Origin of the sequence: Mesorhizobium sp. M0904, from assembly GCF_040319475.1 — a bacterium.
Classification (GTDB): domain Bacteria; phylum Pseudomonadota; class Alphaproteobacteria; order Rhizobiales; family Rhizobiaceae; genus Mesorhizobium.
The window spans coordinates 106,249-119,634 of the sequence record NZ_JAMYOC010000004.1; the positions used below are offsets into that span (position 1 = coordinate 106,249).

Genomic DNA, 13,386 nt, shown 5'->3' on the forward strand with positions numbered 1-13,386 from the left:
CACGATGGCTGCAGCCAGCACATAGTCCCTCGGACCGGCAACGGTTCGGCGACGATACCGATACGGAACGTTCCGATAACATAGCGCCAATCGGCGCGCGCCAGGTTTGCGCAAGACGCATCTAGCAGCAAAGCCAGTACGGCGGCGAATGCTGTCAGGGCAAGCCTCATGCGAGCTCCGCGCCGCGCATTTCCATCCGCAGATCGACCATGCCGCGATTCGTCTCTCCGGGACCAGCATGCCAACCGTGCTGTTTGGGTTTCCGAATTGCCAATGGCGACGCGGAACCCTATGTCTGAGCCAACACAGGCAATGATGAACCTTTCGATGGCACGCGCCTTCCTTTTTGTCCTCGACTCCTTCGGCATCGGCGGCGCGGCCGATGCCGAACGCTATGGCGACACCGGCTCCAACACGTTCGCACACATCGCGCGGGCCTGCGCGGAAGGCCGCGCCGATCGCGAAGGCCTGCGTGACGGGCCCCTTCTTGTACCAAACATGCTCTCGCTCGGCCTCGGCCAGGCCGCGGCAACGGCGACGGGTTTCAGGTTCGAGAATGCCGGCAGTGCGCCGCTTGCCGCCGCCTTTCACGGCGCGGCCCAAGAGGTTTCGAGCGGCAAGGACACGCCATCGGGCCATTGGGAAATAGCCGGCCTGCCGGTCCGTTTCGACTGGGGTTACTTCCCGGACACGATTCCGGCCTTTCCGGCCGAGTTGACCGAAGCAATGGTGCGTGAAGGGAAGGTGCCTGGCATCCTCGGCAATTGCCATGCTCCGGGCACCGAAATCATCGAACGGTTCGGCGAAGACCATATCCGTACCGACAAGCCGATCTGCTACACCTCGATCGACTCCGTCCTGCAGATCGCCGTGCATGAGGTTCATTTCGGCCTGGAACGGCTTTACGAGTTCTGCAAGGTGGTGCGCAGGCTCGTCGATCCGCTTAATATCGGCCGCGTCATAGCACGGCCGTTCATCGGTGAAACCGCCGCCACGTTCGAGCGAACGCATAATCGTCGCGACTATGCCGTACCGCCGCCGGAACCGACGCTGCTCGACCGGCTGACGGCGCGCGGCAGCCGGGTTATCGCGGTCGGCAAGATCGGCGACATTTTCGCCCATCGGGGCATCTCGGAAGTCCGCAAGGCTGCCGGCAACATGGCGATGTTCGACAAAGCGCTTGGCGCCATGGAAGACGCCCGCGACGGCGACCTCGTCTTCGCGAACTTTGTCGATTTCGACACCGAGTTCGGGCATCGGCGCGACGTTGCGGGGTATGCCGCCGCACTCGAAGCTTTCGACCGGCGCCTGCCCGAGGCATTCGCACGGCTGAGGTCAGGCGATCTGCTCATTTTGACCGCCGATCACGGCAACGATCCGACGTGGCGCGGCACCGACCACACGCGCGAGCGGATTCCGGTTATCGGGACACAGCCGGGTTTCAAAGGCGCAGACATCGGACTGAGGATGACATTTGCCGACATCGGCGAAACCGTGGCCGAACATCTCGGGCTGGCGCGCGGCCCTTACGGCACCTCCTTCCATGCGATGATAGGCGGCCATGCCTGAGCTGCCGGAGGTGGAGACGGTCAGGCGCGGTCTGCAGCCGGCCCTTGAAGGTGCCCGCATTGTCGGTGTCGAGGCACGCCGGCCGGATTTGCGGTTTCCGTTCCCCGCGAAATTTTCGGAGCGGCTGACCGGCAAGACGATTGCGGCGCTCGGCCGCCGTGCCAAATATCTGACAATGCACATGGACAACGGCCCGGTTCTGATCTGCCATCTCGGCATGTCGGGTTCGTTTCGCATCGAAACGGCCGACGAGAGCGCAACGCCCGGCGCGTTCCACCACGAACGTTCGAAAAACACTGCTCACGATCACGTCGTCTTCGACATCGCATCCCCTGCCGGCGTCCGCTCTCGCGTGATCTTCAACGACCCGCGCCGCTTCGGGTTCATGCTGTTTTCGGAAGGCGAGCCCGACATGCATCCGATGCTGGCCGGATTAGGCGTCGAGCCTACAGGCAACGCACTGGACGGCACGCTGCTCGCTTCGTTGCTGAAAGGTCGCAAGTCACCGCTGAAAGCGGCACTTCTGGACCAGAGGCTAATTGCCGGGCTAGGCAATATCTACGTCTCGGAAGCGCTTTGGCGGGCCGGCCTGTCGCCGCTGCGCGAAGCGGGCACCCTCGCGAGAGCCGGCAAGAAAGCCAAAGAGCAGAGCGAACGCCTGGCCGAAGCTATCCGCTCGGTCGTCACCGATGCGATCGCCGCCGGCGGCTCGTCGTTGCGCGACTATATGCAGACCGATGGATCGCTGGGCTACTTCCAGCATTCCTTCGCGGTTTACGATCGCGAGGGCGAAGCCTGCTCCAAGCCTGGTTGTGGCGGCCACATCGAGCGTATCGTGCAAAGCGGTCGTTCGACTTTCCACTGCCGGGCCTGTCAGGCTTAAACCAGAAGCGAGGAGGAGCAAAGCATGGGCTATGAAACCATCATCGTCGAAACCCGCGGCAAGGTCGGGCTGATTACGCTGAACCGGCCGCAGGCGCTCAACGCGCTGAATTCACAAGTGCTGGCGGAACTGGTCGCCTCGGTGAACAGCATGGGCGCCAATGCCGACATTGGCGCCATGGTCATCACTGGTTCGGAGAAGGCTTTCGCGGCAGGTGCCGATATCAAGGAAATGCAGTCGATCTCCTACGTGGATGCTTATGTGCAGGATTTCTTCGTCGGCTGGGAAGAATTTACGCGGGCACGAAAGCCGATCATCGCGGCGGTGGCGGGCTATGCGCTGGGGGGCGGCTGCGAACTGGCGATGATGTGCGACTTCATCATCGCCGCCGACACCGCCAAGTTTGGCCAACCCGAGATCACGCTGGGCGTCATGCCCGGCATGGGCGGATCGCAGCGCCTGACCCGCTTTGTCGGCAAGTCGAAGGCGATGGATATGTGCCTGACGGGGCGAATGATGGACGCAGCCGAGGCCGAGCGTTCCGGCCTTGTCTCGCGCGTCGTGCCAGCCGGCGAGTTGATCGAGGAAGCGCTTAAGGCAGCAGCGAAGATCGCCGATTTTTCCTTACCGTCGGTGATGATGGCGAAGGAGGCCGTCAACCGCGCCTATGAGACGACGCTCACCGAGGGTCTACGGTTCGAGCGCCGGCTGTTTCATTCGCTGTTTGCGCTGGATGACCAGAAGGAAGGCATGGCGGCCTTCACCGGCAAGCGGAAGCCGAATTTCACGAACCGATGAGATGACGAGGCACCGGTCAAAAAGAAAACACTGCAGCGTTGACGTGCCGGAAAAGCTGAACTATAAGCCGCAACAACCGAGGCGGCCCTGTGGCTGCCCGTTTGTTTTTTGCGCCCCGCGGTATCCCGCAAGCGCCCACCAGATCAGAAGAGAGGCACCATGGCCAATACCTCCTCGGCCAAAAAGGCAACGCGCAAGATCGCCCGTCGCGCAGCGATCAACAAGAACCGCCGCTCCCGCGTCCGAACCTACATCCGCCAGGTCGAAGAGGCGCTCGCGGCTGGCGACAAGGCGGCCGCACAGGCTGCCTTCAAGGTGGCCGAGCCGGAACTGATGCGCGCCGCGACCAAGGGCGTGGTGCACAAGAACACGGCATCGCGCAAGGTGTCGCGGTTGGCCCAACGGGTCAAGGTGCTGTCAGCCTGATATATCCATTCTTGAACTGCGCTACTTCAAACCCGGCCAATCGCGCCGGGTTTTTTCGTTTGCCGGCAAGTACTTAAAAGAAAGCCCGCAAAATGGCGCTCCGCGAGCATTTCAAAGTTCGAAATGCTTTGCCGGCATATACATGCCTGCTCATATTCGGAGCCTCCGAAACCGCCAATACGAAAATTTCCGAGCGTCACGGATTACCGTTTCCTTTCAGAAGCTTACCGATGGTGATCCACAGCTTGTTCACATCAGCTGCGGCTGATAGGCGACAATTGGCTGTCAAGTGAATTATTTCAGAAAATTTCGCGTTGTGTGGCCTTTTTCATATTCGCCGGAAAAGGGTTTGAATCACAATGGCTTTGTCAAAATCAACTATTGCAGCATGGCGTTCGAAACGTCCCTTGCTAGTCAGATTCCTTAAAAATCCGTTAGGGGTGGCCTTGCCCTATCCACAGCGATTTCGGTAATGTCTGTCCATCGAAGGGATGGGCCCTTGGCCCTTGACCAGCCTGAAACCGGCCAGCTCAAATTGGCAGAGTTTACAGCGCGGCTTCAACTCCGCGGACGGGGTTGGTTTGTCTTTTCGATACGGTAGGGGACTGGCGTAATTGTACATGGCAGGTCGACGGTGCGCCGGCGGTTGTTCGCCGGACGGCATTTTGTTGCCCTGACATGACCAAAGCGGATCGGCTCTTCGGCGCCGGACCGACAACGAGGCGATTCATCAGCCGGCGGCGGCGATGGTGTCGCAGCGAAGACACGGTCGCCGGAAACATGGATGCAGGAGGCGCATCCCCGGCGGAAAACAGGTACAAGAGACAAGGAACTCGATCATGCAGAGCGGCGGCATCGAAAGGGAGCTTACAGGCGACCTCCCATTTCCTGGAACGTTAGTCGGAAGGAACGACATGGCGGCTTCCAATGAAGCTGAACAGAAGTTCGATCGGGTCAAGGCCCAGTTGAAGGCGCGTCTGGGAACCGAGGTCTATTCGAGCTGGTTCGGACGCATGAAGGTCGCTGAATCCTCTAAGGGCATTGTCCGCATCTCAGTGCCAACCGCATTCCTGCGTTCATGGATCAACGGCCACTATCTCGATCTCATCACCGAATTGTGGAAGCACGAGGATCCGGAGATCCTCAAGATCGAGATCGTGGTTCGCACCGCCACACGACAGGGCCGCAACAGCGTTGAGCCAGAAGTGGCGCCGGCGCGCAAGATGACCAGGCAGACGCAAACCGCGCTCTCTGCGGGCACGGCGAGCCCCAGCAGGGTCGAACGGGTCCCGGCACCCCGCCCGGGGATGCCGGCAGAAACCGAGTTCCGGCACAATGTTCTCGGTTCGCCACTCGATCCACGCTACACTTTCACCTCCTTCATCGAAGGACCATCGAACCGAGTGGCTTTTGCCGCCGCCAAGGCGGTCGCGGAATCGCAGTCGAGCGCGGTGCGTTTCAATCCGCTCTTTCTTCACGCAACGGTCGGACTGGGCAAGACGCATCTGTTGCAGGCGATCGCCGCAGAATCGCTGAAGCAGAATCCGAAATCGCGGGTCGTCTATCTGACGGCTGAGTATTTCATGTGGCGGTTCGCCACCGCGATCCGCGACAACAACGCACTGACGTTGAAAGAACAGCTGCGCGACATCGACCTCCTCATCATCGACGACATGCAGTTCCTGCAGGGCAAGTCGATCCAGCACGAATTCTGCCATTTGATCAACATGCTGCTCGACAGCGCCAAGCAAGTGGTGGTCGCTGCCGACCGGCCGCCGTCGGAATTGGAGTCGCTGGAGCCTCGCGTCCGCTCGCGCCTCAACGGCGGCGTCGCGCTGGAAATGTCAGCCCCGGATTTCGCCATGCGCATCGGTATGCTCAAGCTCAGGCTTGCCACCGCCAAGCTCGACGATGCGTCGCTCGATATTTCCGAAGAGATACTCAACCACGTCGCCCGCACGGTGACCGGCAGCGGGCGCGAGCTCGAAGGTGCCTTCAACCAGCTTTTGTTTCGCCAATCCTTCGAGCCGCAGATCACCATCGACCGCATCGACGAGATCCTCGGCCACATCTATCGTTCGGGTGAACCGAAGCGGGTGCGTATCGAGGACATCCAGCGCATCGTCGCGCGCCACTACAACGTGTCGAAGACCGAACTGCTGTCCAACCGGCGCACACGCACCATCGTCAAGCCACGGCAGGTCGCCATGTACCTGTCGAAGGTGATGACGCCGCGCTCGCTGCCGGAGATCGGGCGGCGTTTCGGCGGCCGTGACCATACGACGGTGCTGCATGCCGTGCGCAAGATCGAGGATCTTTCAGGCGTCGACAACACACTGGCGCAGGAACTCGAATTGCTGAGAAGGCTGATCAACGACCAGGCCTGACGGCGCGAAAAACGCCGGCTCGCGGACTTCGGCCTTTTTATCCCCAGAAAGCCCGTGCAGCCGGCCCGAACCGGTGGCGCGGGCTTGCGTTTGCCGGGTTTTTCCTGTCAGTTTACGCAGATTCTGAGCCTGTTCAGACCTTTCGCGGGGCGCCGCTTGCCGGAGACCCGTTCATTCATTCAAGCGAGCCTGTTTCGTCATGCGTGTTATCCTGGAACGGTCAAATCTCCTGAAGTCGCTCAACCATGTTCACCGCGTGGTCGAGCGGCGCAACACCATTCCGATCCTGTCGAACGTGCTGCTCAGCGCCGAGGGGGCCAGCCTTGAAATGAAGGCGACCGACCTCGACCTGGAGGTGACCGAAGCAACGCCGGCAAAGGTCGAGCGTGGCGGGGCGACGACGGTTCCGGCGCATCTGCTCTACGACATCGTGCGCAAGCTTGCCGACGGCGCGGAGGTGGCGCTGAAGACCGACGAAGACGGCAACGCCATGACGGTGACGTCGGGGCGCTCGAGCTTCCGCCTGCAGTGCCTGCCGCAGTCCGACTTTCCCGAGCTTTCAGCCGGGTCGTTCTCGCATATTTTCCGGCTCGATTCCCTCGGGCTAAAGGGCCTCATCGAGAAGACCCAGTTCGCCATCTCGACCGAGGAGACGCGCTATTATCTGAACGGCATCTATCTGCACACGCACGAGGCTGGCGGCAAGCTGAAGCTGCGCTCGGTCGCGACCGACGGCCATCGGCTGGCGCGCGCCGAGATCGACGCACCAGCGGGCTCCGAGGGCATGCCTGGCGTCATCATCCCGCGAAAGACGGTCAGCGAGTTGCAGAAGCTGGTCGACGACCCCAACATTGCGGTGACCACCGAGCTGTCGGACACCAAGATCCGTTTCACCATCGGCAGCGTCATCTTGACCTCCAAGCTGATCGACGGCACTTTCCCGGACTACCAGCGCGTCATTCCGACCGGCAACGACAAGAAGCTGATCATCGATCGTCAGAGTTTCGCCGCTGCCGTCGATCGCGTTTCGACCATTTCGTCCGAACGCGGCCGGGCTGTAAAGCTTTCGATCGCCGAAGGCCAGGTCACGCTTGCAGTCAACAATCCGGATTCAGGCAGCGCCACCGAAGAACTGGCAGCCGACTATTCGTCCGATCCGATCGAAATCGGCTTTAACGCCAAATACCTGCTCGACGTTGCCGCGCAACTGACCGGCACGGAGGCGAAGTTCATGCTGGCGGATGCCGGATCCCCGACACTGATCCACGACATGGCCGACGAGACCGCGCTCTACGTGTTGATGCCGATGCGGGTGTAGGGCCCGAACGAGGCCATCTGCTGTCGTGACCAGATTTGCAAACCCGCGGCAGACTTACATAAGTAAGCTTACACTTACGAATTTCCGCAATTATGCGGCGTTGGCAATCGACCTTGATCCCGGCGCTGTGGTTTTCTCCGGCGACAATGGCGCCGGCAAGACCAATCTGCTTGAAGCGATCTCGCTGCTCACGCCAGGCCGCGGCCTGCGCCGCGCACCCTATGGCGAGGTGGCGCGCGAAGGCGGCGACGGTGGCTTTGCGCTGCATGCCCGGCTTGACGGGCCGGACGGCCAGGTCGAGATCGGTACCGGGATTGCAGGCAGCGACAGCGAAGGCGGCAGGCGGGTGCGGATCAACGGCGCGGCGGCGCGCTCAGCCGAAGACATGCTGGAATGGCTGCGCGTGGTCTGGCTGACACCGGCCATGGACGGCCTGTTCCCCGGGCCAGCCGCCGACCGTCGGCGCTTCCTCGACCGACTGGTGCTGGCGATCGACCCCGGCCACGGCCAGCGCGCGCTTGACTACGAAAAGGCAATGCGCGGCCGCAACAGGCTGCTCGCCGACGGTTCGCGCGACGGTGCCTGGTTCGATGCCATCGAGATGCAAATGGCCGAGACCGGCGTGGCAATTGCCGCGGCGCGTGCCGAACTGGTGCGCCTGCTCGCCGCCATGATCGACCGTCTGCCCGGCGACGGACCGTTTCCGCAAGCCGACATCGGCATCTCGGGGGAACTGGAAGGCGAAGTCGGCATTTCGCCGGCCGTCGACGTCGAGGAACGGTTCCGTCGTGCGCTTGCCCAAGGGCGCGACCGTGACCGCACCGCCGGACGCACGCTCGACGGCCCGCACCGTTCCGATCTCGTGGTGCGCCACCGGCCCAAGGCAATGCCGGCCGAACTCTGCTCGACCGGCGAGCAGAAGGCGCTGCTGGTCGGCATCGTCTTGTCGCATGCACGGCTAACCGGCGAAATGTCGGGCATGACGCCGATCCTGCTGCTCGACGAGATCGCCGCCCATCTCGACGGCGGCCGGCGCGCGGCCTTGTTCTCGATCCTGGAGGAGCTGAACTGCCAGGCTTTCATGACCGGGACCGATGCCGCGTTGTTTGACAGCCTCAAGGGACGCGCGCAGTTCCTGACCGTCGATCACGGCAAGGTCAGGCCGACCATCTGAACTTCGTCCATGACGCATTTCTGAGCCGCATGCATTGACGCCTGACAAGTTTTTTCCTCCGTTATATGGTCCGGCGATGATCACAGCCGCTCTCACCGACGAAGAGCTCGAACGCTACGCCCGCCACATCGTGCTGCCCGAAATCGGCGGCGCCGGCCAGCAGCGGCTAAAGCGGGCGCGGGTGCTGGTCATCGGCGCCGGCGGGTTGGGAGCGCCGGTGCTCGAATATCTCGCCGCCGCAGGGATTGGCACACTCGGTATCGTCGACGACGACATCGTTTCGCTTTCCAACCTGCAACGACAAGTGATCCACGCCACGGGCGATGTCGGCATGGCGAAAACCGACAGCGCCAAGGCGGCGATCATCCGCATCAATCCAAACGTCGTCGTGGAAGAGCACAATTTCAGGCTGACCGCGGACAACGCCCCTGCCCTCATCGCCGATTATGACATCGTCGTTGACGGCTCCGACAATTTCGAGACGCGCTACGCCGTGGCCGACGCCTGCGCCGCCGAAAGCCGGCCGCTCGTCCATGCCGCCGTTGGCCGCTTCGACGGCTCGGTCACGGTGCTGAAGCCGTTCGAAACCGGTCCGGACGGCACGTTGAACCCAAGCTACCGCGATCTTTTTCCCGAAGCGCCGCCGCCGGGACTGGTGCCGTCCTGCGCGGTGGCCGGCATTGTCGGCGCGCTGAGCGGGGTCATCGGCACGCTGCAAGCCATGGAGGCAATCAAGCTGATCACCGGGATTGGCGAGCCGCTGGTCGGGCGACTGCTGCTCTACGATGCACTGGCGGCACGCTTCGACACGATCCGCTACAAGCGAACTAGCCGGTGAGCCTGCCTGCCGACGTTTCCATTGTGCAGCTTGCGGCCGACTTCGATCGTTGGGACGAGGTCTTGGCACTGGTCATGCGCGCCTTCGCCTTCATGGAAGACGTTATTGATCCGCCGTCCTCGGCGCATCGGCTCACTGTCGAAAATCTTAGGGCTAGACTAAAGCGCTGGAGGAGACAGGATTCCTGGCGCTGAAGGAAAGGGAGATCGTCGGTTGCGTCTTCATCCTGGAGCGGGCAGACGACCTCTACGTCGGAAAGCTCGCGGTTGTGCCGGCTCTTCAGGGACAAGGCATCGGAAAGCGGCTGATGCAGGCTGTCGAAGATCTTGCCCGTAGCCACAACCGGGCCGCCATCGAGCTCCAGACCCGGGTCGAACTGACCGGAAACCACGCTGCCTTCGCCCGCCTCGGCTTTCGCGAAACCGAACGGACAGCGCACAAGGGCTACGACCGGCCGACCTCAATCACCATGCGCAAGGCGCTTTCGTAAGCCAACACTATCCAAAGACGAACGCGTGGTTGCCGCGGCAAGGCCATGCCGGCATGATGGCAGGTCACGCCCGCAGCGGCAGCACGCGGTCGGGCGGACGATGGCCATCGAAGAAGGCGCGGATGTTGATGATCACCTTCTCACCCATGTCGATGCGGCCTTCGAGCGTCGCCGAGCCCATATGCGGCAACAGCACGACCTTGCCTTTGTGGGCGAGCTTCAGAAGCTTGCTGTTCAGCGCCGGCTCGTGCTCGTAGACGTCGAGGCCGGCGCCGGCGATCTTGCCGTCATGGATGAGCTTGACCAGCGATTCCTCATCGATGATATCGCCGCGCGCGGTGTTGACTATGTAAGCGGACGGTTGCAGAAGCGCCAGCCGCCGCGCCGAAAGCAGGTGGAAGGTTGCCGGTGTCGATGGGCAATTGACCGAGATAATGTCCATACGGGCAAGCATCTGGTCGAGGCTTTCCCAATATGTGGCTTCCAACTCGTCCTCGATTGCCGGCAGCACGCGGTGGCGGTTGTGGTAGTGGATCGAGAGGCCAAAGGCCTTGGCGCGCCTGGCGACGGCGGTGCCGATGCGACCCATGCCGACAATGCCGAGCCGTTTGCCCCAGATGCGACGGCCGAGCATCCAGGTCGGCGACCAGCCCGCCCATTTCTTGTCCCCGGTCAGCACGTTGGCGCCTTCGGCCAGCCGTCGCGGCACGGCCAGCATCAGCGCCATGGTCATGTCGGCCGTATCTTCGGTCAGCACGTTCGGCGTATTGGTGACGGTGATGCCTTTCTTGGCCGCTGCCGCAACGTCGATCTTGTCGACGCCATTGCCGAAATTGGCGATCAGCTTGAGCTTGTCGCCGGCTTGGGCAATCAGCGCCGCGTCGATATTATCGGTCACGGTCGGCACCAGCACGTCAGCCTCCTTGACCGCCGCCACCAGTTCCGGCTGCGTCATCGGCCTGTCCTCGACATTCAACCGGGCGTCGAACAACTCGCGCATGCGGGTCTCGACCGGGTCGGGCAACTTGCGCGTGATGACGACGAGGGGCTTCTTTTTGCCTGCCATTGTTTCCTCGAACCCGATCTCGTTGAGACCTCTTTAACCAAGAACGGCGAAACTGAGAGCCGATCGCGGTACCGGTCATCCATGTAACAAGTGGTTCCGCCGAAGACAAAGAAAAAGGGGCGCGAAGGCCGATGGGCCGGCGCCGAAAGGAACGAAAGTGTCTGGTTTCGCGTCGCTCCGCCTGACCCTCAGTGCAGCATTCCTCGGCGCTCTCATCCATAGCCCACTGGTGATGGCGCAAAGTGCCGCGGCCCCCGCCCAGAGCGTCACGCTCGGACCAAGCGGCTTGCCGCTGCCGCGCTTCGTCAGCCTGAAATCCGGCCGCGTCAACTCGCGCGTCGGGCCGGGCGTCAACTATTCCGTCGATTGGATGTACATGAAACCAGGCCTGCCGATGGAGATCATCCAGGAGTTCGATACATGGCGCCGCGTGCGCGATGCCGACGGCTCGGAAGGCTGGATCAATCAGTCGCTGCTTTCGGGCCGCCGCACGGCGATCGTCGCCCCCTGGCAGCGCGGCAAGGACGCCCGCATCAACCTCCTCGACGACCCGGCAAAAGATGCAAGCGTCATCGCGATCCTCGAACCGGGGGTGATGGGCACGATCAAGTCCTGCGATGGCCAATGGTGCGAAATGACCTTCGACGGCCATACCGGCTGGCTCGCCCAGTCGCTCGTCTGGGGCGCCTATCCCGGCGAAAAGGTCAAGAACTGACGCTTCCGAACCGGAGGTCAGGCCAGCGCTGCAAGCACCGGATCCGGCATTTTGTTTCGCTGTTCTTCAATTCGGGGATGATCTAGCCGCCGATGCGGCCGAGATGGGTATCCTGGAAACTGCTCGACAGCTTCAAGCCATAGCCCAGGGCGCGGTCGATGGCGATGTGGGCGATCCAGATCAGCGCAACGGATGTCGCCAATGCATTGTCAAAGACGCTGCCGAAAAGCGCCAGCAGAACGGGCAAGACCAGTATGTGCAAGGTGTTGTAGGCGACGGCCCCGACGCGCGGCCCGGCCATGTAACCCAGGATCGACAGGTCGGGCGCCAGAACGAGCACTGCAAATAGCCACCAGGAAGCACCGGCCATTGCATAGAAGACAAGAGCCGCCACCGCGACGGCGACCCATTCGAGCCGGAGCGTCAAATCCAGGAAATTCATAAGGCGCCGGTCAGTCGCAGCGTTTCGGACGCAGTCTCACCACGATATCGACATTGGCGATCTCCATGCCTTCCGGCGGTTCCGGCAGGTTGGAAACCGTCACCGGGCCGCTGTCGATATCGAAGATCCTGTTTTCGCCCTCGATATAGAAATGATGGTGATCGGAGGTGTTGGTGTCGAAATAGGTCTTCGATCCCTCGACGGCAAGGATGCGCAAAAGGCCAGCGTGGGTGAACTGGTGCAGAGCATTGTAGACGGTGGCCAGAGACACCGGCACGCCGGCGGCAAGCGCTTCCTCGTGCAGTTCCTCGGCCGAAAGGTGGCGGTCGCCCTTGGCGAAAAGCAGATCGGCCAGCGCGATACGCTGGCGTGTCGGCCTCAGACCGGCTTCGCGAACCCGCTTGTCCACAGCGACATTATCCTTCCGGCAACCCAGATCCATCTATCCGTCGCGCCCACAGTTCCGTCTCAGACACGTCCAAAATGGCAGAAATAGAGCATCTGCCGAAATTGGACGTGTCCTGACATATATTCTGTCGGCCGAATGCGATCAATAGCGCGCATTGACCCGGGCAGACGGGCAGGTTAAGCGCAAACGCCGGTTTCCGGCCTGAAACAGATTGTGTTAGGAAACCACCAGCATGGGCGCCTATCGCCCGGGACGATCACGGGGACGAGATTGATGGCGGGTTCGAAATCCAGCTACGGTTACGAGGAATTGCTTGCCTGCGCCCGCGGCGAGCTGTTCGGACCGGGAAATGCGCAACTGCCCTATCCGCCGATGCTGATGTTCGACCGCATCACCGAGATCAGCGAAAACGGCGGTGCGTTCGACAAGGGTTTCATCCGCGCAGAATTCGATATCAAGCCGGATTTGTGGTTTTTCGCCTGCCATTTCATCGGCAATCCGATCATGCCGGGATGCCTGGGCCTGGACGCCATGTGGCAGTTGACGGGTTTCTACCTTGGATGGCTCGGCGAACCAGGCAAGGGAATGGCGCTATCGACAGGTGAGGTGAGATTCAAAGGCATGGTCACGCCTTCGGTTAAGAAGGTGGAGTATGGCGTCGACTTCAAGCGAGTGATGCGCGGTCGGCTTGTGCTTGGCATCGCCGATGGCTGGCTGAAGGCAGATGGCGAGCCCATATATGCGGCAACGGATCTGAAGGTCGGTCTGTCCAAGCAATCGGCCGCCGGCTGAGCGAAGACCAACAGTGCCACGTCTTGGACATCTAAAGGACGCTGTAGCACTTTAATTTGCGCATGGTTCCGTTCCGGAA

13 protein-coding genes and 2 pseudogenes are annotated in these 13,386 nt (G+C 61.7%); 11 read left to right on the forward strand and 4 right to left on the reverse strand.

Features of this window, described 5'->3' with window-relative positions:
• Nucleotides 1-41: 41 nt before the first annotated feature.
• Nucleotides 42-170, reverse strand: a pseudogene (locus NKH80_RS30090) (phosphate/phosphite/phosphonate ABC transporter substrate-binding protein); the annotation flags it as partial.
• A gap of 157 nt (nt 171-327) precedes the next feature.
• Between NKH80_RS30090 and NKH80_RS06140 the strand changes: the two are divergent.
• From NKH80_RS06140 to NKH80_RS06180, 9 genes and pseudogenes are all read left to right on the forward strand, one after another.
• On the forward strand, nt 328-1,569 hold the full coding sequence (locus NKH80_RS06140; RefSeq protein ID WP_352506230.1) for a phosphopentomutase: 1,242 nt from the start codon (nt 328-330) through the stop codon (nt 1,567-1,569).
• Entirely contained in the window at nt 1,562-2,452 is an 891-nt protein-coding gene (mutM, locus tag NKH80_RS06145) for a bifunctional DNA-formamidopyrimidine glycosylase/DNA-(apurinic or apyrimidinic site) lyase (protein ID WP_352506154.1), read from the forward strand. Before NKH80_RS06140 ends, mutM begins: the two co-directional genes overlap by 8 nt.
• Before the next feature lie 24 nt (nt 2,453-2,476).
• On the forward strand, nt 2,477-3,250 hold the full coding sequence (locus NKH80_RS06150; RefSeq protein WP_254816283.1) for an enoyl-CoA hydratase: 774 nt from the start codon (nt 2,477-2,479) through the stop codon (nt 3,248-3,250).
• Between the two features lie 159 nt (nt 3,251-3,409).
• On the forward strand, nt 3,410-3,676 hold the full coding sequence (rpsT, locus tag NKH80_RS06155) for a 30S ribosomal protein S20 (RefSeq protein ID WP_023676922.1): 267 nt from the start codon (nt 3,410-3,412) through the stop codon (nt 3,674-3,676).
• Nucleotides 3,677-4,515: 839 nt separating this feature from the next.
• Nucleotides 4,516-6,063: a chromosomal replication initiator protein DnaA gene (dnaA, locus tag NKH80_RS06160; RefSeq protein WP_502900912.1), complete on the forward strand. Its 1,548-nt coding sequence runs from the start codon at nt 4,516-4,518 to the stop codon at nt 6,061-6,063.
• A 199-nt stretch (nt 6,064-6,262) separates the two neighbouring features.
• Entirely contained in the window at nt 6,263-7,381 is a 1,119-nt protein-coding gene (gene dnaN, locus NKH80_RS06165; protein WP_352990267.1) for a DNA polymerase III subunit beta, read from the forward strand.
• 25 nt (nt 7,382-7,406) lie between these two features.
• The gene (gene recF / locus NKH80_RS06170) at nt 7,407-8,555 is read left to right on the forward strand and encodes a DNA replication/repair protein RecF (RefSeq protein WP_352990270.1); all 1,149 of its coding nucleotides are present in this window, start codon (nt 7,407-7,409) and stop codon (nt 8,553-8,555) included.
• 76 nt (nt 8,556-8,631) lie between these two features.
• Nucleotides 8,632-9,393: a molybdopterin-synthase adenylyltransferase MoeB gene (locus tag NKH80_RS06175; RefSeq protein WP_031194176.1), complete on the forward strand. Its 762-nt coding sequence runs from the start codon at nt 8,632-8,634 to the stop codon at nt 9,391-9,393.
• Nucleotides 9,390-9,883: pseudogene (locus NKH80_RS06180) on the forward strand (GNAT family N-acetyltransferase). The gene NKH80_RS06175 and the pseudogene NKH80_RS06180 overlap by 4 nt, the downstream one beginning before the upstream one ends.
• A gap of 64 nt (nt 9,884-9,947) precedes the next feature.
• On the opposite strand, the gene NKH80_RS06185 reads toward NKH80_RS06180, so the two are convergent.
• A complete protein-coding gene (locus tag NKH80_RS06185) occupies nt 9,948-10,949 on the reverse strand; it encodes a 2-hydroxyacid dehydrogenase (RefSeq protein ID WP_023719550.1) in 1,002 nt (333 codons plus the stop codon).
• A gap of 157 nt (nt 10,950-11,106) precedes the next feature.
• Between NKH80_RS06185 and NKH80_RS06190 the strand changes: the two genes are divergently transcribed.
• Entirely contained in the window at nt 11,107-11,664 is a 558-nt protein-coding gene (locus NKH80_RS06190; protein WP_023719551.1) for an SH3 domain-containing protein, read from the forward strand.
• Nucleotides 11,665-11,746: 82 nt separating this feature from the next.
• Here NKH80_RS06190 and NKH80_RS06195 read toward each other — a convergent pair whose 3' ends face one another.
• A complete protein-coding gene (locus NKH80_RS06195) occupies nt 11,747-12,106 on the reverse strand; it encodes a DUF4260 domain-containing protein (RefSeq protein ID WP_023719552.1) in 360 nt (119 codons plus the stop codon).
• A 10-nt stretch (nt 12,107-12,116) separates the two neighbouring features.
• Nucleotides 12,117-12,548 carry an iron response transcriptional regulator IrrA gene (gene irrA, locus NKH80_RS06200; RefSeq protein ID WP_352857454.1) on the reverse strand — a complete coding sequence of 144 codons (432 nt, stop codon included), beginning with the start codon at nt 12,546-12,548 and terminating at the stop codon, nt 12,117-12,119.
• Between the two features lie 240 nt (nt 12,549-12,788).
• Here irrA and fabA point away from each other — a divergent pair, with 240 nt between their 5' ends.
• Nucleotides 12,789-13,307: a 3-hydroxyacyl-[acyl-carrier-protein] dehydratase FabA gene (fabA, locus tag NKH80_RS06205; protein WP_352857452.1), complete on the forward strand. Its 519-nt coding sequence runs from the start codon at nt 12,789-12,791 to the stop codon at nt 13,305-13,307.
• The last annotated feature ends 79 nt before the right edge of the window (nt 13,308-13,386 follow it).